The sequence below is a fragment of the Streptomyces sp. NBC_01506 genome (assembly GCF_045040295.1).
Lineage (GTDB): Bacteria > Actinomycetota > Actinomycetes > Streptomycetales > Streptomycetaceae > Streptomyces.
The window spans coordinates 2,282,848-2,306,494 of record NZ_CP109422.1 but is presented as its reverse complement, the minus strand read 5'-3'; the positions used below and the strand labels follow the sequence as shown (position 1 = coordinate 2,306,494).

The window sequence follows — 23,647 nt, the reverse complement described above, 5'->3', positions numbered from 1 at the left end:
ACGAAGAAGAAGGGCCCCGCCTGATGGCGGGGCCCTTCTCCGTTCAGTGCTTCTGCGGCTCCGGTACGCGCATCGCCAGGATCGCCATGTCGTCCGATGCCGGTTCCGCCGCGAACTTCTCGACCGCGCGCAGGACGCGCGAGGCGACCGCGCCGGCTGTCAGGCCCGTACAGCCCGTCAGTACGTCGACGAGGCCGTCGTCGCCCAGCATTCTTGTCCCCTCGCGGCGTTCGGTGACGCCGTCCGTGACGCAGAGCAGTACGTCTCCCGGTTCGAGAGTGACCATCTGCTCGTACAGCTCCAGGTCGTCCATGACACCGAGCAGCGGTTGCGGGTCCGCCGCCGCCTCCACGGTGCCGTCCTGGTGCAGACGCAGCGGCAGCGGGTGGCCGGCGCACACGACCTTCAGGACGGCGCTGCCGTCGTCCTGAGGCCACAACTCCCCGTAGAGCAGCGTCAGGAAGCGGCTGCGGGCGCCCTCGTCGAGGATTGCCGCGTTCAGGCGCTCGAGGACCGCAGGGCCGCTGAAGCCCTCGCGGGCGAGCAGCCGCAGCGCGTGCCGGGCGAGACCGGTCACCGCCGCGGCTTCCGGGCCCGTACCGCATACGTCGCCGATGGCGAAGCCGTACGCGCCGTCGCGGATCGGGAAGAGGTCGTAGAAGTCGCCGCCCACCTCGTTGCCTTCGCCCGCCGCGCGGTAGATGACCTCCACCTCGACGTTGGGCACCTGCGGCAACTCCGGCGGCAGCAGGCTGCGCTGGAGGGACTGGCTGATGGCCATGCGCTCCGAGTACAGACGGGCGTTGTCGAGGGCGAGTGCCGCCCGCCGGGACAAGTCCTCGGCCAGTTCCAGGATTTCCTGGCGGAAGTGGTCGTCGGACGGCTTGCCCAGGGTGAGCATCCCGATCACGCGGTTGCGGGCGACGAGAGGCAGCACAACGGTCTCTCCGCCCACCGCGGCGGCCGTGGCCAGCGTCGTGCCGATTCCGGAGGAGACGGGCGTGGAGGCCCCTCCCAGCTCCCTCATGGACGTACGGAGCGCCGCCTGGTGCGCGGCGTCCGCCGGGCCGGTCCAGACGCGGGCGCCCGGAGTCGGGACCGGGTCGGGCGGATCGATCTTGGAGAGCAGGGCCTTCAGACCGTCGATGCGGTCCTCGTCCTCGTGCAGCACGTAGGAGAGGTACGGGTCCGACGCCTGGTCGGCGATGGTGTAGACGGCGCACCACGTGGCGAGGGTGGGCACCGTCATCTGGGCCATGAGTGCGAGCGTCTGGTCGCGGTCCAGGGTGCCGGCCAGCAGGTCGGACGCTTCGACCAGGAAGGAGAGCGAGCCGCGCCGGAGGCGTTCGAGTTCGCCGAGACGGGCCGACTCGACGGCCAGCGCGATGCGGTCGGCGGCGAACTGGAGGCGTAGCGCCTCCTCGTTGGAGTAGCGTCCGGCCGCTTCGGCGGCGACGCCGAGCGAGCCGGTGAGCCTGCCCTCGACCTTGAGCGGGACGGTGACGACGGAGCGCATGCCGGTGCCGTTGAGGAGCGGTACGGCGCCGGGGACGATGGCCAGGTCCTCGTGGACGGCGGGCATCCGGGCGGAGCCGTACCGCCCCGTGCCGGCCTCGACCGGGACGCGGGCGAAGCGCTGCCGGGCCGAGGGGAGGCCCGTGGTGGCCCGCACCTCCAGCTCCGTCTCGTCGTCGGTGGCGAGCAGGAGGAAGGCGGAGTCGCCCTCGAGCATGTCGCGGGCGCGCTCCACGGTGCGCTGGAGCAGGCCGTCGAGGTCTTCCGGGGCCGGCGAGCCGATGAAGACCTCGAAGGGGTCCACGGTGCGGCTCTCGGCGCCCGCCTCGGTGGCGGGGGCGCGCTGCGGGGTCTGGATGACGGCGCGTTCGTCGTCGCGTACGAGGAGGCAGACGGTTGACGGCTCGCCGTTGGTGTCGCGGACCCGCAGGTGGGAGGCGTACACGGGGATGACTCTGCCGTCGCTGCCCCGGATGCCGTAACTGCCCTCCCAGCGCGAGAGGAGCAGCGCCTCGACGATGCCGGTGCCGATGCCCGGTGTGTGCGGCCAGGCGGCGAAGTCGGTGAGGGGTTTGCCGATGACCTGGTCGGCCGGGTAGCCGAAGAGGTGCTCCGCGTCCTCGTTCCACGTCGACACGGCGCCGGTTCTGTCGATCTGGACGACGGCGACCCTGACCCGTTCGTCGGTGACCGGCAGCAGCGCGTTCGGGATGACGGGGCCGGCGGACCGCGCCCCGACGGGGCGGTCGGGCAGGTCGAGCTGGAACCAGACCTGCTTGTGGGTCGGGGTGTAGTCGACGCCCCAGCGGGAGGCCAGTGCGGCGCACAGGAGCAGGCCGCGGCCGTTCTCCCGGTCGGGACTGCCGAGCGACAGCCCCGTGCCCTGCATGGGGATCTCACGTTCCGGATAGCGGTCGGAGACCTCGACCCGGACGCCGTCCTCCGTACGGAGACAGAGCACGTCCGCCGATGTGCCGGCGTGGATGACGGCATTGGTGACGAGCTCGCTGGTGAGGACCACGGCGTCGTCGACGACGTCCGAGTAGCCCCATCCCTGGAGTGTGTCCCGGACAAAGGCGCGGGCGGTCGCTACGGACCGCCCGACAGGGTCGAAGCTGGCAGCCGCCCGCGCGGTGATCACAAAACTCCTCGTACGCGTCTCGACGCCCGGCTCTGCCATGATTCGGCCCCGCCCTCCCGGTGCCCGGTGGTAGTACGTTCGCCAGGCCGTCCCCGCCGGGCAGACCGGGACGGTTGGACAGCCGGATGCCAGGTTACTTACCTTCGCTGCGAGGGCGGATGCCGGTCACCACTGTTTCCGCCTACCGGGGGTGGGGACGCTATGCGAAGCTGCCGAACTGTTATCGCCAGGTTCGGCCGTGGTGAAACACTGGGCAAGATTCCAGATAGAGCCTGAGCAACACTCTGAGCAGTACGGTCAACCCCCGCGGGAGGGACACGGTGGAGTCTGGCGTGGCGGCGCGTGGCAACAGCACGCGCGCAAAAGGCGGACGGTCCCGGAGCAACGGGACCACCGAGGTCGATGCGGCGGCTCTGAACAGACTGCTGACGGCCCTGGTGGCGATGCGGGACGGAAACTTCCGTAAACGTCTGACCGTCTCCGGTGACGATGTGATGGCGGAGATCTCCGCCGTCTTCAACGAGGTGGCGGACCGCAATCTGCACCTCACGGGTGAGCTGGCCCGGGTACGGCGCATGGTCGGCCGGGAGGGAAAGCTCACGGAGCGGCTGGAGACGGGCGTCTGCGAGGGTTCCTGGGCCACCGCGATCGACGCGTCGAACGCGCTGGTGGACGACCTGGCGCGCCCTGTGTCCGAGGTGGGGCGGGTGCTGTCGGCGGTCGCCGAGGGCGACCTGGAGCAGCGGATGGAGCTGCGTTCGCACTTCGCCGAGGGCTCGGCGGGGACGGAGCGCCCGCTGCGCGGCGAGTTCCTGAAGGTGGCCCGTACCGTCAACAACCTGGTCGACCAACTGTCCGCGTTCACCGACGAGGTGACGCGCGTGGCGCTGGAGGTCGGCACCGAGGGCAAGCTCGGCGGTCAGGCCACGGTGCGTGGAATGGCGGGTTCGTGGAAGGACCTCACGGATTCCGTCAACACGATGGCCTACCGGCTCACCGCCCAGGTGCGTGACATTGCTCTCGTTACCACTGCTGTCGCCAAGGGCGATCTGTCGCGCAAGGTCACCGTGCATGTGGCCGGCGAGATGCTTCAGTTGAAGAACACCGTGAACACGATGGTGGACCAACTGTCCTCGTTCTCCTCCGAGGTCACGCGCGTGGCCCGCGAGGTGGGCACCGAGGGTGAGCTGGGCGGCCAGGCGGCCGTGCCGGGCGTGGCCGGTGTGTGGAAGGACCTCACCGATTCCGTCAACACGATGGCCGGCAACCTGACCAGTCAGGTGCGGGGCATCGCCGAGGTCACCACCGCCGTCGCGAACGGCGATCTTTCTCAGAAGGTCACGGTGAGCGCGCGCGGCGAGGTCGCGCAGCTCGCCGAGACGATCAACCAGATGACCGAGACGCTGCGTACCTTCGCCGACGAGGTGACGCGGGTGGCGAGCGAGGTCGGCGGGTCGGGTGTGCTGGGCGGCCAGGCGCAGGTGCCCGGCGCGGCGGGCACCTGGAAGGATCTGACGGACTCCGTCAACACCGTCTTCCGCAATCTGACCACCCAGGTGCGCGACATCGCCCAGGTGACGACCGCCGTCGCGAACGGTGACCTTTCCCAGAAGGTCACCGTCGACGTGGCCGGCGAGATGCTCGAACTCAAGAACACCGTCAACACGATGGTGCGGCAGCTCAATTCGTTCGGCTCCGAGGTGACGCGTGTCGCCCGTGAGGTGGGCGTGGAGGGCCAGTTGGGCGGCCAGGCCGAGGTGCCGGGCGCGGCGGGTACGTGGAAGGACCTCACCGACTCCGTCAACACCGCGTTCCGTAACCTCACCGGCCAGGTGCGGGACATCGCTCAGGTGACGACGGCGGTCGCGAACGGCGATCTTTCCCAGAAGGTCACCGTCAACGTCGCGGGCGAGATGCTCGAACTGAAGAACACCGTCAACACGATGGTGGCGCAGTTGTCGTCGTTCGCCGACCAGGTGACGCGGATGGCGCGTGACGTGGGTACGGAGGGCAGGCTCGGCGGCCAGGCGCGGGTGGACGGCGTCTCCGGTACGTGGAAGGAACTGACCGACTCCGTCAACTTCATGGCCGGCAATCTGACCGACCAGGTGCGGCAGATCGCCCAGGTGACCACGGCCGTGGCGCGTGGCGACCTGTCGCAGAAGATCGATGTGGACGCGCGCGGTGAGATTCTGGAGCTCAAGAGCACCATCAACACGATGGTGGATCAGCTCTCGGCCTTCGCGGAGCAGGTCACGCGCGTGGCCCGCGAGGTGGGCACCGACGGCAGGCTCGGCGGCCAGGCGCAGGTACCGGGCGTCGCGGGCGTGTGGCGCGATCTGACGGACTCCGTGAACGGTATGGCGGGGAACCTGACCTCCCAGGTCCGTAACATCGCGCAGGTCGCCACAGCGGTGGCGCGCGGTGACCTGTCGCAGAAGATCGACGTGGACGCGCGCGGCGAGATCCTGGAGTTGAAGAACACCCTCAACACGATGGTCGACCAGCTCTCGAACTTCGCCGAGCAGGTGACCCGGGTCGCCCGCGAGGTCGGTACGGAGGGCATGCTCGGCGGTCAGGCCGAGGTACAGGGTGTCTCCGGTACCTGGAAGGACCTCACCCAGTCCGTCAACTTCATGGCGAACAACCTGACTTCGCAGGTCCGCAACATCGCCGAGGTCACGACGGCCGTCGCCAAGGGCGATCTGTCGAAGAAGATCACCGTCGATGCCAAGGGCGAGATCCTCGACCTCGTCACGACCGTCAACACGATGGTCGACCAGCTCTCGAACTTCGCCGACGAGGTGACCCGAGTGGCCCGCGAGGTGGGCACGGAAGGCATCCTCGGCGGCCAGGCGCGGGTACGTGGCGTCACCGGCATCTGGAAGGACCTCAGCGACAACGTCAACACCATGGCCAACAACCTGACCAGTCAGGTGCGGAACATCTCGCGGGTCTCCTCGGCGGTGGCCAACGGCGACCTCACCAAGAAGGTGACGGTCGAGGCGCGCGGCGAGGTCGCCGAGCTGGCCGACACCGTCAACATCATGGTGACGACGCTGTCCTCGTTCGCCGACGAGGTGACGCGAGTCGCCCGTGAGGTGGGCACCGAGGGCGAGTTGGGCGGCCAGGCGCGTGTCCCCGGTGTCTCGGGGACCTGGAAGGACCTCACCGAGTCGGTGAACTCGATGGCCTCCAACCTGACCGGTCAGGTGCGCCAGATCGCCACGGTCACCACCGCCATCGCCAAGGGCGACCTCACCAAGAAGATCGACATCGACGCCCGGGGTGAGATCCAGGAACTGAAGAACACCATCAACACGATGGTGGATCAGCTCTCCTCCTTCGCCGAGCAGGTCACCCGCGTCGCCCGCGAGGTGGGCACCGACGGACAGTTGGGCGGCCAGGCCCGGGTCAGGGACGTCGACGGCACCTGGCGCGATCTCACCGAGTCGGTGAACGAGATGGCCGGCAACCTGACCCGTCAGGTGCGGGCGATCGCCGCCGTCGCCACCGCGGTGACCCGCGGCGATCTGAATCTGAAGATCGACGTAGACGCCGCGGGCGAGATCCAGGTCCTCCAGGACAACATCAACACCATGATCGCCAACCTGCGTGACACCACCCTCGCCAACGAGGAGCAGGACTGGCTCAAGGGCAACCTGGCCCGTATCTCCGGTCTGATGCAGGGGCGCCGTGATCTCGACGACGTGGCCTCGCTGATCATGAGCGAGCTGACCCCGGTGGTATCGGCGCAGCACGGCGCGTTCTTCCTCGCCATGCCGACCGGCTCCGGCGCCGTCTCCGAGCTGGGGACGGGCGGGCGCGACAGCTCGTACGAGCTGTGCATGCGCGGCAGTTACGGCTACTCGGCCGGGTCGATGCCGACCGCCTTCCGGCCCGGCGAGACCCTTATCGGTACGGCCGCCGAGGAGAAACGTACGATCCAGGTCAACGTTCCGCCCGGCTATCTCAAGATCTCCTCCGGGCTCGGCGAGGCGTCGCCGGCGTATGTGATCGTGCTGCCGGTGCTGTTCGAGGGCAAGGTCCTCGGTGTGATCGAGCTGGCGTCGTTCCAGCCCTTCACCCACATCCAGCGGGACTTCCTCAATCAGATCGCGGAAATGATCGCGACGAGCGTCAACACCATCAGCGTCAACACCAAGACCGAGGTGCTGCTCAAGCAGTCCCAGGAGCTGACGGAGCAGTTGCGGGAGCGCTCGGCGGAGCTGGAGAACCGGCAGAAGGCCCTCCAGTCCTCCAACGCGGAGCTGGAGGAGAAGGCGGAGCTGTTGGCCCGTCAGAACCGCGACATCGAGGTGAAGAACACCGAGATCGAAGAGGCGCGGCAGGTGCTGGAGGAGCGGGCCGAACAGCTCGCCGTGTCGATGCGCTACAAGTCCGAGTTCCTGGCGAACATGTCGCACGAGTTGCGTACGCCGCTGAACTCGCTGCTGATCCTGGCGAAGCTGCTCGCGGACAACGCGGAGATGAATCTCTCGCCGAAGCAGGTGGAGTTCGCCGAGACGATCCACGGCGCGGGCTCCGATCTGCTCCAGTTGATCAACGACATCCTCGATCTGTCGAAGGTCGAGGCGGGCAAGATGGACGTCAGCCCGACGCGGATCGCGCTCGTGCAGCTCGTCGACTACGTCGAGGCGACGTTCCGGCCGCTGACGGCGGAGAAGGGGCTCGACTTCTCCGTACGCGTCTCCCCGGAGCTGCCGGCGACGCTGCACACCGACGAGCAGCGGCTGCTCCAGGTGCTGCGCAACCTGCTGTCCAACGCGGTCAAGTTCACCGACACGGGCGCCGTGGAGCTGGTGATCCGGCCCGCCGGGGCGGATGTGCCCAACGCGATCAGGGAGCAGTTGCTGGAGGCCGGTTCGCTGCGTGACGCGGACGCCGATCTGATCGCGTTCTCGGTCACCGACACCGGTATCGGTATCGCGGCGAGCAAGATGCGGGTGATCTTCGAGGCGTTCAAGCAGGCGGACGGCACGACGAGCCGTAAGTACGGAGGTACGGGTCTGGGCCTGTCCATCAGCCGGGAGATCGCCCGGCTGCTCGGCGGCGAGATCCACGCGGCGAGCGAGCCGGGCCGCGGCTCGACGTTCACGCTGTATCTGCCGCTGCACGCCAGTGAGCTGCCTCCGCAGGGCTATCCGCAGTTGACTCCGGGCATCGAGCCGCAGCGCGGCGGCAGCGACTCCGCGGCCCTGTCGCCGGAGCAGGCGCGGCTGGACCGGCCCGCGGCGCCGTCGGAGGCCCGTACGGGGTCCGCCGCGCTGTTCCGGCGCCGCCGGAAGGCTCTGGGCGGTCCGGAGGGATTGAACTCGCTGTCGGGGCGGTCCGGCGGCTCGGGGGGCCCGTCCGGCGGGACCGCGGGCGGCGCCAACGGCTCACGGGTGGCGTCCGGTTCGGGTGCCGACGAGGCGTGGGGGGCCGACGCGCTGGACGCTCCGGAGGAGCGGCGTACGTTCTCGTTCGGCGGTGAGAAGGTGCTGATCGTGGACGACGACATCCGCAACGTCTTCGCGCTGACCAGCGTCCTCGAACAGCACGGTCTGTCGGTGCTGTACGCCGAGAACGGCCGTGAGGGCATCGAGGTGTTGGAGCAGCACGACGATGTGACGCTGGTGCTGATGGACATCATGATGCCGGAGATGGACGGGTACGCGACGACGACGGCGATCCGCAGGATGCCGCAGTTCGCCGGGCTGCCGATCATCGCGCTCACCGCGAAGGCGATGAAGGGTGACCGGGAGAAGGCGATCGACTCCGGCGCTTCTGACTATGTGACAAAACCGGTCGATCCCGATCACCTTCTGTCGGTGATGGAACAGTGGATGCATCGGAAGTGACATGAAAGTGACGTCGGGAACGGCTTCGGAAGTGACCGGCGGCTGTGCGAACCTGGTGGAGGAAGGTGAGTTCCTGTGGTCGATCGCGTGTGGACCACAGGTATTCGGGGAACTTTTCGAGCTCCTGTGACGTTTTTGCTACGTGCACAGTGACATCGCGGTGACAGGGTGTGGCGACAGGCGGGGTGCGGCTACCATGACCGGCACAAGGACGGACGGCGTAAGGGAGTCGTCCCCTGGGGCGGCGCCCGGTGCACAGCCGGGGCGAGGAGGGCGGGCCATGGTGCAGAAGGCCAAGATCCTCCTGGTCGATGACCGGCCGGAGAATCTGCTGGCGCTGGAGGCCATCCTCTCCGCGCTCGATCAGACGCTGGTGCGGGCATCGTCAGGGGAGGAAGCGCTCAAGGCGCTGCTGACGGACGACTTCGCGGTCATTCTGCTCGACGTCCAGATGCCGGGGATGGACGGGTTCGAGACCGCCGCCCACATCAAGAGGCGCGAGCGGACGCGGGACATCCCGATCATCTTCCTGACGGCCATCAACCACGGTCCGCACCACACCTTCCGGGGCTACGCCGCCGGCGCGGTGGACTACATCTCCAAGCCGTTCGACCCGTGGGTGCTGCGCGCGAAGGTCTCGGTCTTCGTCGAGCTGTACATGAAGAACTGTCAGTTGAAGGAGCAGGCGGAGCTGCTGCGACTCCAACTGGCCGGAGCGGGCGAGGTGAAGGAGCCGACGGGTCTCCTGGCCGAACTGTCCGCGCGGCTCGCGGCGGTCGAGGAGCAGGCCGAAGCGCTCTCCAAACAGTTGGACGACTACTCCGCCGACGCGGCGGCCGTCGCCACTGCGGCGCATCTGGAGCGCAAACTCACCGGACTCCGCAGGGCGCTGGACGCGCTGGAGCCGGGCAGCGGAGGCGGCTCGCCGCTCCCCACACCCAACTGACCGGACCGACCACCGAACTGATCGGGCTCGCCCCGGGCCTCAACGGGCCCGTGGGCGGCCCGTTTTCTCTCGCGCGGCGTCCGCACCGCGCCTGACTCGGCCGTCCCGCGAGGGCGGCTGAAGGCGGCTGAGGGCGCGTCAGTTTCCGGCCCACGGCGCACGACACGAACGGGTGAAGCGGTGGGCACACGTGTCCGCCGCCGTTCACACCGGTAACCTCACCCCCATGGCCTCACGTACGTCCGGCAAGGGTTCCCAGGGCACGGCGGGCACCGCGAAACCGCGTGCCGGCCGTACGAGCGGTGCCGCGAAGAAGGCGGCCCCCGCCGCCAAGGCCGCGGCGAAGAAGACAGCACCCACGAAGAAGTCACCGGCCAAGAAGGCCCCGGCGAAGAAGTCCGCGGCCAAACCGGCACCCAAGCCCGCACCGTCCCCGACGAACGGCGTCTACCGCCTCGTACGCGCCCTGTGGCTCGGTCTCGCGCACACGGTCGGCGCGATGTTCCGGGGCATAGGGCGGGGCGCGAAGGGGCTCGACCCGGCGCACCGCAAGGACGGCATCGCGCTCCTGCTGCTCGCGCTGGCCCTGATCGTCGCCGCCGGTACGTGGTCCAATCTGCGCGGCCCGGTCGGCGATCTCGTCGAGATGCTGATCACCGGCGCCTTCGGCCGGCTCGATCTGCTCGTCCCGATACTGCTGGGCGCCGTCGCCGTGCGGCTCATCCTCTATCCGCAGCGGCCCGAGGCCAACGGACGCATCGTCATCGGCCTCTCCGCGCTGGTGATCGGTGTCCTCGGGCTCGTGCACATCGCCTGTGGCTCCCCGGGCCGGGACGCGGGCACCGAGGCGATGCAGGACGCCGGCGGGCTCATCGGCTGGGCCGCCTCCATGCCCCTGATCTTCGCCATGGGCGAGGTCCTGGCCGTACCGATGCTGGTCCTGCTCACCGTCTTCGGACTGCTCGTCGTCACCGCGACGCCCGTCAACGCCGTCCCGCAGCGGCTGCGGCAGCTCGCTGTCCGTCTCGGCGTCCTCGCCCCGGCCTCGGCCGACCGGGACGACGAGGAGCGGGATGAGGAGGCGTACGACAGCGACGACGAGCGCTACGACGACCAGTGGCGTGAGGCCCTGCCCGCGCGGGGGCGCCGCTCGACGGCGCGGCGGAGCGAGGCGCCCGACGAGTACGACCCCGACCACGCCGAGGTCGAGGCGCTGGCCCGCCGCAGGCGCCCCCGCAGACAGTCGGTGCAGCCGGCCGCCGCCGCCCAAGACCGGCCCATGGACGCCGTCGACGTGGCCGCCGCGGCGGCCGCCGCGCTGGACGGAGCGGTACTCAACGGGATGCCGCCCTCGCCGATCGTCGCCGACCTCACCCAGGGCGTCTCGGCCGACCGCACCAGGGACGCGGCGAGGGCGCGGCCGGGGGAGCGTACGCGCGGGGCTTCCGGCGGCCGGTCCGGTGCGGCAGCACGTACGGGAGCCGGCTCGGGCGCCGGCTCGCGGGAGCACTCCGTACCCACGGCGCGTGAGCCGGAGCCGCGCGACGCCGCCTCGGCGCTCTCGCCGTCCGGCGTCGTCGCCGACCTGACCAAGCCCCCGCCCGCGCAGGACCGCCCCCTGCCCCCGCGCGCCGAGCAGCTTCAGCTCGCCGGCGACATCACCTACGCGCTGCCGTCGCTGGACCTGCTGGAGCGCGGCGGCCCCGGCAAGACCCGCAGCGCCGCCAACGACGCCGTCGTCAGCTCCCTGACCAACGTCTTCATGGAGTTCAAGGTCGACGCGACCGTCACCGGCTTCACCCGGGGACCGACCGTCACCCGCTACGAGGTGCAGCTCGGCCCCGCCGTGAAGGTCGAGCGCATCACCGCCCTCACCAAGAACATCGCCTACGCCGTGGCCAGCCCCGACGTCAGGATCATCAGCCCCATCCCCGGCAAGTCCGCCGTCGGCATCGAGATCCCGAACTCCGACCGGGAGATGGTCAACCTCGGCGACGTCCTGCGGCTTGCCGACGCCGCCGAGGACGACCATCCGATGCTCGTCGCGCTCGGCAAGAACGTCGAGGGCGGCTACGAGATGGCCAACCTCTCCAAGATGCCGCACCTGCTGGTCGCCGGCGCCACCGGATCGGGCAAGTCCTCCTGCATCAACTGTCTGATCACCTCGGTGATGGCCAGGGCCACCCCGGAGGACGTCCGCATGGTCCTGGTCGACCCCAAGCGGGTCGAGCTCACGGCGTACGAGGGCATCCCGCACCTGATCACGCCCATCATCACCAACCCCAAGCGGGCCGCCGAAGCGCTCCAGTGGGTCGTACGGGAGATGGACCTGCGCTACGACGACCTCGCGGCGTACGGCTACCGCCACATCGACGACTTCAACCAGGCGGTACGCAAGGGCAAGGTCAAGGCCCCCGAGGGCAGCGAGCGCGAGCTGACTCCCTACCCGTATCTGCTGGTGATCGTGGACGAGCTGGCCGACCTGATGATGGTCGCGCCGCGCGACGTCGAGGACGCGATCGTCCGCATCACCCAGTTGGCCCGCGCCGCAGGCATCCATCTGGTGCTCGCCACCCAGCGCCCCTCGGTCGATGTCGTCACCGGTCTGATCAAGGCGAACGTGCCCTCCCGGCTCGCCTTCGCGACCTCCTCGCTCGCCGACAGCCGGGTCATCCTCGACCAGCCCGGCGCCGAGAAACTGATCGGCAAGGGCGACGGGCTGTTCCTCCCGATGGGCGCCAGCAAGCCGACCCGTATGCAGGGCGCCTTCGTTACGGAGGACGAGGTCGCGGCCGTCGTCCAGCACTGCAAGGACCAGATGGCGCCGGTCTTCCGGGAGGACGTCGTCGTCGGCACGGCGAAGAAGAAGGAGATCGACGAGGACATCGGTGACGACCTCGATCTGCTGTGCCAGGCCGCCGAGTTGGTCGTCTCCACGCAGTTCGGTTCGACATCGATGCTTCAACGGAAGTTGCGCGTGGGTTTCGCCAAAGCGGGCAGACTCATGGATCTGATGGAATCGCGGAACATCGTCGGTCCGAGCGAGGGTTCCAAGGCGCGTGATGTGCTGGTGAAGGCGGACGAGCTGGACGCAGTGCTCGCGGTGATCCGCGGCGAGCCCGCTCCCGAAGGAGCTGACGGGAATTGACGGAGTCCGAGGCGATCCGAGAGATATCCGGAGCAACCCTTTCCCCCGGCCGGACGTCAACGTGGAGACAGAGACACCCCGGTGTCCCGCCGACACGCCGTCGGGCCATTCAGATGGCGTACAAAGTGCATCCGCCCGGTTGCCCCACCCTTTCGTACCACCCATAGACTGAACATCCAGCAGGTGGCTACACGCTCGAAAGGCACTCCCGTGTCCATCGGCAACTCCCCCGAAGACGACCAGCCTTCCGCCGCCGACCCCCCTGAGGACGAGCGGCCCGCGACCGTGGAGGACAAGCCTTCGGTCGGTCAGGCCCTCACACGCGCGCGCACCGCCGCCGGCCTCACCGTCGAACAGGTCAGTGCCTCCACCCGGGTGCGCGTTCCCATCGTGCAGGCGATCGAGCAGGACGACTTCTCGCGCAGCGGCGGCGACGTCTACGCGCGCGGTCACATCCGCATGCTCGCACGCGCGGTCGGGATCGACCCCGAACCACTTGTCGGGCAGTACGACTCCGAGCACGGTGGGCGCCCGTCGCCGACGCCCGCCGCCCCGCTGTTCGAGGCCGAGCGCATCCGCCCGGAGCGGCGGCGGCCCAACTGGACGGCCGCCATGGTCGCCGCGATCGTCGCGGTGATCGGCTTCGTCGGCTTCACCATGTTCAGCGGTGCCGACGAGGAGGGCCAGGGCAAGCAGGTCGCCGAGGGCCCGGCCCCCGAGAAGACGACGTCCGAGCCGAGTACCAAGAAGCCCGCAGACCCGAAGCCCGACCCGTCGGACAGCGCCATCGCCGCGGCCCCGGCCGACAAGGTGACGGTCAAGCTGTCCGCCGTCGAGGACAAGAGCTGGATCTCCGCCAAGTCCCCCAACGGTGAACTGATCTTCGACGGACTGCTCCTCAAGGGTGAGTCCAAGACCTTCCAGGACGACGAGCAGATCGACTTCATCCTCGGTAACGCCGGAGTGATCGACATCTTCGTCAACGGCAAGCAGGTGGACGAGGACTTCAGGCCGGGCCAGGTCGAGCGCCCCTCGTACACGAAGGGCGACCCCGAGGCGGGCTGATGCCCGCGGCCGGCGCCGAGAGGCGCCGGCGGGTCACGGGGTGATGCCCCGGGCGGTACTGCGGCGGGGTGCGCGGGGAGGCACCGCGGGTGCGCTCCACCGCCCCCGGGCCGGCCGGTCAACCCTGCACGGCAGGAGGGCGGCCTGAACAAAGTAGTCTTGAGCCCATGCCCGAACGCCGTACCGTCGCCCTTGTCACGCTTGGCTGCGCCCGTAACGAGGTGGACTCGGAGGAGCTTGCAGGCCGCTTGGCAGCGGACGGCTGGGAGCTCGTCGAGGAAGCCGCCGACGCGGACGTCGCCGTCGTCAACACCTGCGGCTTCGTCGAAGCCGCCAAGAAGGACTCCGTCGACGCCCTGCTGGAAGCCAACGATCTGAAGGATCACGGCAGAACCCAGGCCGTCGTCGCCGTCGGCTGCATGGCGGAGCGCTACGGCAAGGAGCTCGCGGAATCGCTCCCCGAAGCGGACGGCGTGCTCGGATTCGACGACTACGCCGACATCTCCGACCGCCTCCAGACCATCCTCAACGGCGGTATTCACGCCTCGCACACACCGCGCGACCGGCGCAAGCTGCTCCCGCTCAGCCCGGCCGACCGGCAGGGCGCCACCGGTGTGGCCCTGCCGGGACACGGCGCCGAGGCCGCTTCTCCTACAGAGGCCGTCATCCCGGCGCCCGCCGATCTGCCGCAGGGTCTCGCGCCGGCCTCCGGTCCGCGCGCCCCGCTGCGCCGACGGCTCGACAACAGCCCCGTCGCCTCCGTGAAGCTGGCCTCCGGGTGCGACCGGCGCTGCTCGTTCTGCGCCATCCCCTCCTTCAGAGGCTCCTTCATCTCGCGCCGCCCCTCCGACGTGCTGGGAGAGACGCGCTGGCTCGCCGAGCAGGGCGTCAAAGAGGTCATGCTCGTCTCCGAGAACAACACCTCCTACGGCAAGGACCTCGGCGACATCCGCCTCCTGGAGACGCTGCTGCCCGAACTCGCGGCGGTCGACGGGATCGAGCGGGTACGGGTCAGCTATCTCCAGCCCGCCGAGATGCGCCCCGGACTCATCGATGTGCTGACGTCGACGCCGGGCGTCGCCCCGTACTTCGACCTGTCCTTCCAGCACTCCGCGCCCTCCGTACTGCGCGCGATGCGCCGCTTCGGGGACACCGACCGCTTCCTGGAGCTGCTGGAGACGATCCGGGGCAAGGCGCCGCAGGCCGGTGTGCGCTCCAACTTCATCGTGGGCTTCCCGGGCGAGACGGAGGCCGACTTCGCCGAGCTGGAACGCTTCCTCACCGGCGCGCGCCTCGACGCCATCGGTGTGTTCGGCTACTCGGACGAGGACGGCACCGAGGCGGCGACGTACGACCACAAACTGGACGAGGACGTCGTCGCCGAGCGGCTGGCGCATTTGTCGCGGCTGGCCGACGAGCTGACGTCGCAGCGGGCCGAGGAGCGCCTGGGGGAGACCCTGACGGTGCTCGTGGAGTCCGTCTCCGCCGATTCCTCGGATTCTTCGGGCTCCTCGGACCCCTCGGACTCCCTGGACCACGACGCGGAGGCCGCCGTGGGCCGGGCCGCCCACCAGGCGCCCGAGACCGACGGCCAGGTGATCTTCACGTCGCGCGAGGGGCTTGTTCCCGGTCGTATGGTCGAGGCAAAGGTGGTCGGCACCGAAGGCGTGGACCTGGTGGCGGAGTACTGCGGCTTCACCGGGGACGAGCCCCGGAGCCCCGGTGAGGAGGCAGCCAGATGACCGGAGTCCCGGCATCGGCCGAGGGCGGCCAGGGTAGACCGACGCCCGGCGGCAAGCTGGGGGCTGCGGCCGTCAATCAGGCCAGCATCTGGAACATCGCCAACATCCTCACCATGATGCGGCTGGTGCTCGTACCGGCCTTCGTGATGCTGCTGCTCCAGGACGGCGGGTACGACCCGGCCTGGCGCGCCTGGGCGTGGGCCGCGTTCGCCGTGGCCATGATCACCGATGTCTTCGACGGGCATCTGGCCCGTACGTACAACCTGGTCACCGACTTCGGGAAGATCGCCGACCCGATCGCCGACAAGGCGATCATGGCGGCGGGGCTGATCAGTCTCTCCGCCCTCGGGGATCTGCCGTGGTGGGTGACCGGGGTCATTCTCTTCCGTGAGCTCGGGATCACGCTGATGCGGTTCTGGGTGATCCGGCACGGGGTCATTCCGGCCAGCCGCGGCGGCAAGATGAAGACGCTGGCGCAGGGCACCGCGGTCGGTATGTACGTACTGGCGCTGACGGGGCCGCTCGCGACGCTGCGGTTCTGGGTGATGGCGGTCGCGGTCGTGCTGACTGTGCTGACCGGCCTGGACTATGTGCGTCAGGCGATCGTGCTGCGACGACAGGGGCTGGCGGCCGAGCGTGACCGCGCGGAGCGGGCTTCGTGACGTCGGCGACGTCGGCGACGTTCGTGAGGTGCGCGGCGCGGGAGGGGGCGGAGCCCGTACCGGCCGGTCCGGTCCCCGCGACAGTTGCCGGGAAGGATGCGGCGGCCGACGACGTTCTACTGAGGGACGCGGCGGCACACGTCCTTGATCTGCTGGTGCGGCGGGGAACGACGCTCGCCGTCGCCGAGTCGCTGACAGGTGGTCTGGTGGCCGCCGAACTGACATCGGTCCCCGGCGCCTCGCGGTCGCTCCGCGGCTCCGTCACGGCCTACGCGACGGACGTCAAGCGCGATGTCCTCGGCGTCGACGGAACACTTCTGGCCGAGCGGGGAGCGGTGGATCCCGAGGTCGCACGGCAGATGGCCGTCGGCGTACGGGACGTACTGGCCGCCGGCTGGGGCATCTCGACCACCGGCGTCGCGGGGCCGGACCCGCAGGACGGACAGCCCGTGGGTACGGTTTACGTGGCCGTCAGTGGTCCGCACGGTGCCGGGAAAGTGGCCGCACTGCGGTTGAACGGTGACCGGGCGGAAATCCGTAGAGAGAGTGTACGGAGCGTGCTCGAACTGCTCTCCGGTGAACTGGCCGGGTACGGGCGGACACAGGATACGGAACGGAACGGGGGGACTTGATGTTTGCAGCCCTGAGTGAACACGACATCGCTCCCCGCACGGCCGCAGCGCGAGGCGGTACGGTGGGGCGAGAAGGATGCGGCTACGCGGTCCGAGGAGGGAGCCACCGATGATTCTGCTCCGTCGCCTGCTTGGTGACGTACTGCGTCGGCAGCGCCAGCGCCAGGGCCGTACTCTGCGCGAAGTCTCCTCGTCCGCCCGAGTCTCGCTGGGCTATCTCTCCGAGGTGGAGCGGGGGCAGAAGGAGGCGTCTTCCGAACTGCTCTCCGCCATCTGCGACGCGCTTGACGTACGGATGTCCGAGCTCATGCGCGAAGTGAGCGACGAACTGTCGCTGGCCGAGCTGGCCGCGTCCGCAGCGGCGAGCGAGCCGGTGCCCGCGGCGGTACGTCCGATGCTCAATTCCGTCTCCGTGACGTCGGTGGCAGGTATGCCGACGGAGCGGGTGACCATCAAGGCGCCAACAGAAGCGGTGGATGTCGTCGCCGCTTGATGTGTACGGCGTGACCGAGGCTAAGCCCCGGACGGCCCTGGTGGCCGGCCGGGGCTTCTGCTTTGCCCGTTCTCGCTCGACGGGCGTGATCCGGTGAAGAATTCCTGCTGTTTGCCCGAAATGATCCTTTTGGGGTCTTGTGCGATGGTGGGCATACGTGCGAACGGAACCGGAAGGACGCACCCATGTCTGTCGTCAAGAGCTCACTGCCCGAGGCGGATCTGAAGCTGGTCGGCGAGGCCCTTCAGGGCGCGCTCGTCGATCTGCTCGATCTCTCCCTGGTGGCCAAGCAGGTGCACTGGAACATCGTCGGGCCGCGCTTTCGGTCCGTACATCTCCAGCTCGACGAGGTCGTCACCACGGCCCGGACCCACTCGGACACCGTGGCGGAGCGTGCCTCGGCGATCGGTGTGACCCCGGACGGCCGCGCGGCGACGGTGGCGGCGCAGAGCGCGATCGGGACGGTCCCCGACGGCTGGATCAAGGACACGGACGCCGTACGGACGCTGGTGGACGCACTGAGCGCGGTGATCGTCCGCATGCGTGAGCGGATCAGGGCGACCGACGAGCCCGACCCGATCACCCAGGACATCCTGATCGGGCTCACGGCCGATCTCGAGAAGCACGCGTGGATGTTCCAGGCGGAGAGCGGTTGACCTGATCAGTGGTGTGTGTGGGGTTTGACCTGCATAGATGACCATCCCGACGTATCCCACGGCATCCCGTGGGGTCCCGTAGTCATACGGAAATCTGCCGGAATCCGGGCACCGAGCGGAACGCTTCCGGAACGGAATACCGCCTCTGACCACTGGAACAACACCCCACGACGTCCCAGAAACAGGGAAGCCCCCGGCCCGCATCCCGCCGAAACGGGAGCGAGCCGGGGGATACATGTACGCGTCTGTGGAAAAGCGACCACTTGGGTACTGACTCGTGATCATGGTCGATCGAACGTGGCCGTGTGCCCGTCCGAAGAACAGCCCTCCCCGAATGGGTGCTCGCCCGCCGCCGCGAACTGGGGCAGCGCATCGCCGCCGCCCGCCGGGAAGCTGGCGTCAGCCAGGAAGCACTCGCCCATCACATCGGCGTCGAACGCCGATCGATCCAGAGGTACGAGGCCGGCGTGCGAGACCCTGGGTACAGCGATCTACTGCTCATCGCACGCGTCGTCGGCGTGCCGATCGCCGAGCTGGTGCGCGAGTAGCCCCGGCCGGCGTCGGGGGACGACACCGGCCGGGCGGTTGTGCGTCAGGAGAGGCGGTTCGAGGAGTCTGGGTCGTCGGATCCGGTCGGTAGGGCCTCGTGGCCCTCGGACCAGTGGTTGACCCAGCCGCACACCGGGCACGCGTATCGCCCGTCAAGCCCCGCGATAAGTGTGCCGCAGCGTCGGCACTCCGCCTCGGTAATCTCCAGGGCGGCCAGCGAGGGGCTGTCGGGCTGCTGGGGGGAGTCCGCGGTCATGCGCTGAGGTTACCGCCGTCGGTGCCGCGGCGGCCCCGGAGGACCAGCCGCACTGGTTCGAGCAGGTCCACGATCCGTCGGGGTTTTGAGAAGCGCCGGCGCCGCACGAAGGGCAGTTCATGGTGATCTCCTGCCGGTTGTCGTCTGGTGCAGGACACTAGCCCGCTGCCGTTCGCAAGCACAGGAGGGGTGGGACTTGGCCCTCGTCCCGCTGGAGCTCCCCAGCATCAGCGGGACGAGGGGGTCAGTGGGGGCGGTCGTCGCTCTCGTCGTTTCCGTCCGCAGGGTCGAGGGTGAGCCAGCGCGGGCGGACGGGGTAGTCGTGGGTCAAGTCCTCGGGTGCGATGGGGTCGCCGTGGTACAGCAGCGTCACGCCGTGCTCGGGGCAGTAGGCGCCCTCGTCGTCTTCGACGGGGAACTCGTGGCCCCCGGAGATGCACATCACGACGGGTCTCCCCATGCCAGGGCGGCGACGACGGCCAGGCCACGTCGGAGCGCGACCATTTCGTCAGGCGTGAGGGCCAGGGGGCGCAGCGTCTCGCCCGGCCACCGGGGGCCGCGGTTGTAGTAGTTGGGGTCCGCCGGATCCGGGGGTGCGGTCGGCGTGCGGGGCGCGGTCACCGGTTGCCCGTCCTGGCGGCGATGCTGGCCGATTGGGTTTCGCGCAACCGGGCCTTCAAGGCGCCGACGTCCTGGCAGTCGATGCCTCGGCGCCGGCAGGAGTAGCAGCCCGAGACGTGGTCCATGAATGCGCGGTGCGCGGCTGTGTATGCGTCGTCAAGGCCGGTCGGCCCGCCGTCCGGCGCGGTTGGTTTGGGTCCCATGGCGACTCCCTGTGGGTGGGTAGTGACCCCATGGTGGGAGCGCGACAAGGCCCCGACTATCACGACATGTTGATAGTCGGGGCCAAAGCCTTACGGAGCGTCAGGCGCCCAGCCAGGAGCCGTACGACAAGAAGCTGTCCGGGAGTTGGCGCTTCGCCGCCTCCAGCCCGTCGTACGTCTCACGGACCGTCTGGTGATACCTCGCCTGCTGCGGTGCCGCCTTCCTGGCACGCAGCAGATTCGAGAACGCGTCGTCTAGCGCGCCCGTCCACATCTGCGCGCGAGCCACCTCCGCAAAATGATGCGACCGCCGGGACGCCGGCCAGTCTCGCGGGATCACCAGCTTCGCTCCCGTTTCCGCCGCAGCTCCGTACTCGTCCAACTCGGCCAGCACGCTGACCCGGTGAACCGACACATTCGTCGGGCCGAACGCGAGCCAGTGCACGTCGGCCGCCTCGCCCGTCCGTTCGGCGAGCCGACCCGCCTCGGCAAGGTGCCCCTCGGCGCGGTTCCGATCCTGCGCTCGGCCGGCGAGCACTGCCGCGCCTAGGTTGAGCTGACCCGTCACCGCGTCGCGGACGCGGCCGGGTTCCTCCTGGTCAAGGGCACTTAGCCCCATCTGGATGATGCGGTCCCCTGTGCGGTATTGGCCAGCCCGCAAGTAGGTGAGCGCCCGCATGTACCGGTACATGCCGCCAACGACGGGGCTGGACGCGCGCTGAGCGGCCCACTCCATGCGGTCCAGGGCGATCGTGGCCAGGTCGAGGTAGCCGAGCTTTGAGGCGACGTCGTACGCGGTGCGGTACAGCGAGGCGAGGATCATCCACCCCTCGGTCGTCTCTTCCTGGTGTGCTGCGGTTGTGGCCTCGGCGACAAGGCCGGGGAGTTGGGCGGCGGTCTGCTTGATGAGGCCGGCACGCACAGACGCGTGGAATCCCTCGGCATCGTCGCGCAGCAGTTCGCCGGGGCGCGGGGTGATGTCCGGATCGGCTCCCAGATCGAAGAGGTCCAGGGCTTCTCGGATGGGCTGGATCAGTATGTCCAGCTCGTCTTGGCGCAGCTCGGCGAGGTACGGCTGGCCGGTCACCGTGGCGACCTCCACACGCAGCGCGCGCGCGACCGCGCCGATCAGGTGCGGGCTGGCCGGAAGAATGCCTTGCTCGGTCTTTGTGAGGGTGGAGTACGGAATCTGCGACAGATCGCAGAGAGCCCTCTGGGTGAGGTGGCGTTCCAGGCGCAGACGCTTGATGCGCGCGCCGGTGTGGTCATGGTTCAGGGAGTGCATACTGGCTCCTGTTCTGACTCGACACCAGAACGGTACCCCCGGCCTCGCATCGGGGGTACACGACGAAAGGCGCCCCCTGCCCGGCCTCCGAGGAGGCCGGGCAGGGGGCGCGGTGCGTGTCAGCGGAGGAGGGCGAGGACGCCGGTGGCGGTGCCTGCTGCGCCGGCGAGTACGGCGACGGTGGGCAGGGGCCAGCGGGCGCGCTCCAGAACACGGAGTCTGGTCTCGTGGTCGGCGACGTCGTTGCGGATGTCCGTCTGCTCGCCTAGGACGCCGTCGAGTTTTGCTTCGATGCGGTCGACGGTTCTGGCCAGGTCCCGTACCTCCTGATACGTCTGCGCCGGGCTGATGTACACGCCCGGATCGGGCACGGTCATCAGGCGGCCGGCTGCTTGTTGGGCACCGCGTAGGTGATGCCCAGGGCGCCGAGGACGGCCAGGGCGACGGTCACGCCCTCCCCGGTGGTGAACGCGCTGTCCTGGACAGCGGTGGCGACGGCGGCCGTACCGGCGGCGACCGCTGCGGCGATGGCCTTGGCGAAGCTGGAAACTCTCATGGTGGTGCCCTTTCTTCAGGTGGTGGCGTCGAGGCGGATGTCGATGCCCTCGATCGCGGCCGTGAGGTCGGCCACGATCGCCTCGGGGTCGAGATCGCCCAGGCCGGCGGCGAGGGTCGCAACGGTCTTGACGAGTTCGGTGTTCGTCGCGGCGAGCGCGGCGACCCTGGTCTCCGTGCGGCGGGCAACGATCTCGATGTTGCTGAGGCCGGTGGCCGGGGCGATGTATGGATTGCTCTTTGCGGTGTCCGGGTTCGGGTTCTTGTAGAAACCGTCGGTCTGCCAGACCTTGCGGACGTCGGCGTCGCTCAGGGGCATGTCGTCTTCTTCCTCGGTGGTGGGGCGGGGGGCGCCTTTCTGGACCCACGCGTACAGGGCGGCTCCGGGGCAGGTGGTGGCGTAGCCGTCGCGGTGCCCGCCGAGCCAGTTACCGGCCGGGCCGGTCTCGCGGCAGTGGTCGATGGCGTCGCGGACGCCGTCGAGCTGGGGATCGGTCGGCTTGGTGAGGCCGGACGAGCCGACCAGGGCCATGACGGCGTAGTCCTGTTCGTTCAGCGCGGTGTTGCCGTTCGCCGAGTTGCGGCGCTTGAGGCCGCGACCCTCGAACACGTAGCCGTGCGTGCAGACGACGAAGCTGTACCCGATGTCGGACCAGCCGTTGCCGTCCATGTGCTGCGCCTGGATCTGCCGCACGTAGGCGGCGCACTTGTCGTGTGCGCGGTCGGTGTAGGCGGTGCCGAGGTAGTGGACCTTCACGCCCCGCCGTGAACGGCTGTACGGGGTGGCGCCGTTGGGTGTCAGGTAGGCGCGGGCCCCCCACTGGGAGCGCGTGACGAGCTTCATGGGCCCTCCTCGGGGCATGACGGAAGCCCCGGCCGACGGCGCGGGGCTCGGGATGCGGGGTGGGTCTACGGCGCGGGCGGCAGTTCCATCCACGCGGTAACCCACAGGTTGCCGCCGGACGCGACGACCGTCGCCGGGTCGGCCGGCGGGACCGCGGCGCCGCCGGTGGGCAGCGCGGTGTACAGATACAGGCGGGTCGTGGTCAAGCCCACGGACGCGCCGACGCGCAGGCCGCGCGCGGCGAATGTCTCGTCCGGCGTCACCTGCATTGACGACACCTTGGCGGCGGTGGTCGTGTGTTGGAGTTCCAGGTACGTGGCGTGCTGCGTCACCCCGGTCACCCCGGACGGGTTGTGCCCGGTGTCGGCCAGGATCTCCCACCCGGCCCCGGTGTTGCGGAGTACGCAGGACAGGAGCGCGAGCCGCGCGCCCGCCTCGGTGAGCAGGACATGAGACGTCGGCATACGGGCAGGCTCCTTCGTAGGGGTGGGGCGTACGGCGAGCGGGACCCCAACAGCGGCGCCGGTCAGGGCGGTCAGGGCTCGGCGGCGGCTGATCACGACGACGACTGGTAGGTGATCGCGGCACGCAGGATGTCGCCGCTCGACTGGGTCTCGGGGACGGTCGGGCTCATGGACGCGCCGGTCGTCACAGCGGATCCGGCGGGGAACGTGACCTGCATGGTGTTGTTGCCGAGGATGAGATACGTCTGCCCGAGCCACGTCGACGCCCCGGTGAACCGGGCGGTGCCGAGGTAGGACACGATCGCGGCGGCGGCAGTGAAGGGCACGCCGATCTCCTGCGACCCGGACCCGTAGGTGGTGGTGGAGCCCATCGTGAGGATGACCTCCGCAGTGACCGTCCTGCCAACCTTGATGTAGCGGCCCACGATCGACCCGTTGCCGATGGCCGGGTTGGTCGTCGCTCCCGTCCAGGCCGGGGTGTACGACGACCACGCCGCGAACATGCTGTTGAACTGGTCGCGGATCTCCGTGTTCATCAGAGCGCCGGTGACGACCTCGCCGACGACCCACGTGCGGGGTGCGAACGTCATCCCGCCACCCCCTGGGTTCCGGCCTTGAGCGGCCACGGCACGGGATCGTCCGGGTGCACCCAGTTCCGCAGGTGCGGCAGCTCGTGCTCGATGGACGCCTCAACAGCAGCGACATCTTCCGGGAAGACCAGCTCGACCCAGCCGTAGCCGCACTCCGTGCACGCCAGCCTCGGGTCCGCCGGGGACACGACCTGCGCGTTGCCGCAGGGGCAGTCCGCGATCCACCGGTTGTGGTTGATCCGCGCCCACGTCCGCTGGCCGATGAGGAACCCGACCGGCGGGATCACGCGGCGCTGCGCGCGGTACTCGATCCACCGGAACACCCGCTCGGCCGGGGGCACCAACTGCCAGGCGTCCGGCGGGAGTTTGGGCGGGGGGAGGTAGAACGTCTCCGCTCGGAGAACGGGGATGGACAC

General features: G+C 69.3%; 22 protein-coding genes. 10 read left to right on the top strand and 12 right to left on the bottom strand.

Annotation, left to right across the window (positions count from 1 at the left end; all coding sequences use genetic code 11):
* Positions 1 to 43: 43 nt before the first annotated feature.
* Positions 44 to 2,695: a SpoIIE family protein phosphatase gene (locus OG329_RS09695; protein WP_405794153.1), complete on the bottom strand. Its 2,652-nt coding sequence runs from the start codon at positions 2,693 to 2,695 to the stop codon at positions 44 to 46.
* Between the two features lie 281 nt (positions 2,696 to 2,976).
* Between OG329_RS09695 and OG329_RS09690 the strand changes: the two genes are divergently transcribed.
* The 10 genes from OG329_RS09690 (at position 2,977) to OG329_RS09645 (ending at position 18,412) form a co-directional block, all read left to right on the top strand.
* Positions 2,977 to 8,520 (top strand): HAMP domain-containing protein, encoded by a 5,544-nt coding sequence (locus OG329_RS09690; RefSeq protein ID WP_405794151.1) that lies wholly within the window; start codon positions 2,977 to 2,979, stop codon positions 8,518 to 8,520.
* Between the two features lie 280 nt (positions 8,521 to 8,800).
* Positions 8,801 to 9,466 carry a two-component system response regulator gene (locus OG329_RS09685; RefSeq protein WP_405794150.1) on the top strand — a complete coding sequence of 222 codons (666 nt, stop codon included), beginning with the start codon at positions 8,801 to 8,803 and terminating at the stop codon, positions 9,464 to 9,466.
* 226 nt (positions 9,467 to 9,692) lie between these two features.
* A complete protein-coding gene (locus OG329_RS09680; RefSeq protein ID WP_405794149.1) occupies positions 9,693 to 12,614 on the top strand; it encodes a DNA translocase FtsK in 2,922 nt (973 codons plus the stop codon).
* A 210-nt stretch (positions 12,615 to 12,824) separates the two neighbouring features.
* Positions 12,825 to 13,679, top strand: coding sequence for a helix-turn-helix domain-containing protein (locus OG329_RS09675; protein WP_405794147.1), 855 nt, complete (start codon positions 12,825 to 12,827; stop codon positions 13,677 to 13,679).
* A 167-nt stretch (positions 13,680 to 13,846) separates the two neighbouring features.
* Positions 13,847 to 15,421 (top strand): 30S ribosomal protein S12 methylthiotransferase RimO, encoded by a 1,575-nt coding sequence (gene rimO, locus OG329_RS09670; RefSeq protein ID WP_405794146.1) that lies wholly within the window; start codon positions 13,847 to 13,849, stop codon positions 15,419 to 15,421.
* Positions 15,418 to 16,083 carry a CDP-diacylglycerol--glycerol-3-phosphate 3-phosphatidyltransferase gene (gene pgsA, locus OG329_RS09665; RefSeq protein ID WP_405794144.1) on the top strand — a complete coding sequence of 222 codons (666 nt, stop codon included), beginning with the start codon at positions 15,418 to 15,420 and terminating at the stop codon, positions 16,081 to 16,083. Before rimO ends, pgsA begins: the two co-directional genes overlap by 4 nt.
* Before the next feature lie 119 nt (positions 16,084 to 16,202).
* The gene (locus OG329_RS09660) at positions 16,203 to 16,715 is read left to right on the top strand and encodes a CinA family protein (protein WP_405801730.1); all 513 of its coding nucleotides are present in this window, start codon (positions 16,203 to 16,205) and stop codon (positions 16,713 to 16,715) included.
* A 109-nt stretch (positions 16,716 to 16,824) separates the two neighbouring features.
* The gene (locus OG329_RS09655) at positions 16,825 to 17,208 is read left to right on the top strand and encodes a helix-turn-helix domain-containing protein (protein WP_405794143.1); all 384 of its coding nucleotides are present in this window, start codon (positions 16,825 to 16,827) and stop codon (positions 17,206 to 17,208) included.
* Between the two features lie 185 nt (positions 17,209 to 17,393).
* Entirely contained in the window at positions 17,394 to 17,864 is a 471-nt protein-coding gene (locus OG329_RS09650) for a Dps family protein (RefSeq protein ID WP_405794142.1), read from the top strand.
* Between the two features lie 305 nt (positions 17,865 to 18,169).
* Positions 18,170 to 18,412, top strand: coding sequence for a helix-turn-helix domain-containing protein (locus OG329_RS09645; protein ID WP_405794140.1), 243 nt, complete (start codon positions 18,170 to 18,172; stop codon positions 18,410 to 18,412).
* Between the two features lie 44 nt (positions 18,413 to 18,456).
* Here the strand turns inward: OG329_RS09645 and OG329_RS09640 are convergent, their stop codons facing one another.
* From OG329_RS09640 to OG329_RS09590, 11 genes are all read right to left on the bottom strand, one after another.
* Positions 18,457 to 18,669 (bottom strand): hypothetical protein, encoded by a 213-nt coding sequence (locus OG329_RS09640; protein ID WP_405794139.1) that lies wholly within the window; start codon positions 18,667 to 18,669, stop codon positions 18,457 to 18,459.
* 244 nt (positions 18,670 to 18,913) lie between these two features.
* Positions 18,914 to 19,111, bottom strand: coding sequence for a hypothetical protein (locus OG329_RS09635; RefSeq protein WP_405794137.1), 198 nt, complete (start codon positions 19,109 to 19,111; stop codon positions 18,914 to 18,916).
* Positions 19,111 to 19,290 (bottom strand): hypothetical protein, encoded by a 180-nt coding sequence (locus OG329_RS09630; RefSeq protein WP_405794135.1) that lies wholly within the window; start codon positions 19,288 to 19,290, stop codon positions 19,111 to 19,113. Before OG329_RS09630 ends, OG329_RS09635 begins: the two co-directional genes overlap by 1 nt.
* On the bottom strand, positions 19,287 to 19,493 hold the full coding sequence (locus tag OG329_RS09625) for a hypothetical protein (RefSeq protein ID WP_405794134.1): 207 nt from the start codon (positions 19,491 to 19,493) through the stop codon (positions 19,287 to 19,289). Before OG329_RS09625 ends, OG329_RS09630 begins: the two co-directional genes overlap by 4 nt.
* Before the next feature lie 100 nt (positions 19,494 to 19,593).
* Positions 19,594 to 20,778, bottom strand: a complete 1,185-nt coding sequence (locus OG329_RS09620) for a helix-turn-helix domain-containing protein (protein ID WP_405794132.1) — start codon at positions 20,776 to 20,778, stop codon at positions 19,594 to 19,596.
* Positions 20,779 to 20,897: 119 nt separating this feature from the next.
* The gene (locus OG329_RS09615; RefSeq protein ID WP_405794131.1) at positions 20,898 to 21,155 is read right to left on the bottom strand and encodes a hypothetical protein; all 258 of its coding nucleotides are present in this window, start codon (positions 21,153 to 21,155) and stop codon (positions 20,898 to 20,900) included.
* Entirely contained in the window at positions 21,155 to 21,334 is a 180-nt protein-coding gene (locus tag OG329_RS09610; RefSeq protein ID WP_405794130.1) for a hypothetical protein, read from the bottom strand. Before OG329_RS09610 ends, OG329_RS09615 begins: the two co-directional genes overlap by 1 nt.
* Before the next feature lie 15 nt (positions 21,335 to 21,349).
* On the bottom strand, positions 21,350 to 22,177 hold the full coding sequence (locus OG329_RS09605) for an N-acetylmuramoyl-L-alanine amidase (RefSeq protein WP_405794128.1): 828 nt from the start codon (positions 22,175 to 22,177) through the stop codon (positions 21,350 to 21,352).
* A 65-nt stretch (positions 22,178 to 22,242) separates the two neighbouring features.
* Positions 22,243 to 22,641: a hypothetical protein gene (locus OG329_RS09600; protein ID WP_405794127.1), complete on the bottom strand. Its 399-nt coding sequence runs from the start codon at positions 22,639 to 22,641 to the stop codon at positions 22,243 to 22,245.
* 92 nt (positions 22,642 to 22,733) lie between these two features.
* A complete protein-coding gene (locus OG329_RS09595) occupies positions 22,734 to 23,231 on the bottom strand; it encodes a hypothetical protein (protein WP_405794126.1) in 498 nt (165 codons plus the stop codon).
* Complete coding sequence (locus OG329_RS09590; RefSeq protein ID WP_405794124.1) at positions 23,228 to 23,647, bottom strand: hypothetical protein; 420 nt, start codon at positions 23,645 to 23,647, stop codon at positions 23,228 to 23,230. The genes OG329_RS09595 and OG329_RS09590 overlap by 4 nt, the downstream gene beginning before the upstream one ends.

What these genes read in the sequence shown, in the direction of transcription:
- OG329_RS09655 (WP_405794143.1), top strand. Translation starts at nt 16,825, where the DNA reads ATGATTCTGCTCCGTCGCCTGCTTGGTGACGTACTGCGTCGGCAGCGC.
- OG329_RS09650 (WP_405794142.1), top strand. Translation starts at nt 17,394, where the DNA reads ATGTCTGTCGTCAAGAGCTCACTGCCCGAGGCGGATCTGAAGCTGGTC.
- rimO (WP_405794146.1), top strand. Translation starts at nt 13,847, where the DNA reads ATGCCCGAACGCCGTACCGTCGCCCTTGTCACGCTTGGCTGCGCCCGT.
- OG329_RS09635 (WP_405794137.1), bottom strand. Translation starts at nt 19,111, where the DNA reads ATGTGCATCTCCGGGGGCCACGAGTTCCCCGTCGAAGACGACGAGGGC.
- OG329_RS09685 (WP_405794150.1), top strand. Translation starts at nt 8,801, where the DNA reads ATGGTGCAGAAGGCCAAGATCCTCCTGGTCGATGACCGGCCGGAGAAT.
- OG329_RS09640 (WP_405794139.1), bottom strand. Translation starts at nt 18,669, where the DNA reads ATGACCGCGGACTCCCCCCAGCAGCCCGACAGCCCCTCGCTGGCCGCC.
- OG329_RS09610 (WP_405794130.1), bottom strand. Translation starts at nt 21,334, where the DNA reads ATGAGAGTTTCCAGCTTCGCCAAGGCCATCGCCGCAGCGGTCGCCGCC.
- OG329_RS09615 (WP_405794131.1), bottom strand. Translation starts at nt 21,155, where the DNA reads ATGACCGTGCCCGATCCGGGCGTGTACATCAGCCCGGCGCAGACGTAT.
- OG329_RS09695 (WP_405794153.1), bottom strand. Translation starts at nt 2,695, where the DNA reads ATGGCAGAGCCGGGCGTCGAGACGCGTACGAGGAGTTTTGTGATCACC.
- OG329_RS09680 (WP_405794149.1), top strand. Translation starts at nt 9,693, where the DNA reads ATGGCCTCACGTACGTCCGGCAAGGGTTCCCAGGGCACGGCGGGCACC.
- OG329_RS09620 (WP_405794132.1), bottom strand. Translation starts at nt 20,778, where the DNA reads ATGCACTCCCTGAACCATGACCACACCGGCGCGCGCATCAAGCGTCTG.
- OG329_RS09605 (WP_405794128.1), bottom strand. Translation starts at nt 22,177, where the DNA reads ATGAAGCTCGTCACGCGCTCCCAGTGGGGGGCCCGCGCCTACCTGACA.
- OG329_RS09595 (WP_405794126.1), bottom strand. Translation starts at nt 23,231, where the DNA reads ATGACGTTCGCACCCCGCACGTGGGTCGTCGGCGAGGTCGTCACCGGC.
- OG329_RS09600 (WP_405794127.1), bottom strand. Translation starts at nt 22,641, where the DNA reads ATGCCGACGTCTCATGTCCTGCTCACCGAGGCGGGCGCGCGGCTCGCG.
- OG329_RS09625 (WP_405794134.1), bottom strand. Translation starts at nt 19,493, where the DNA reads ATGGGACCCAAACCAACCGCGCCGGACGGCGGGCCGACCGGCCTTGAC.
- pgsA (WP_405794144.1), top strand. Translation starts at nt 15,418, where the DNA reads ATGACCGGAGTCCCGGCATCGGCCGAGGGCGGCCAGGGTAGACCGACG.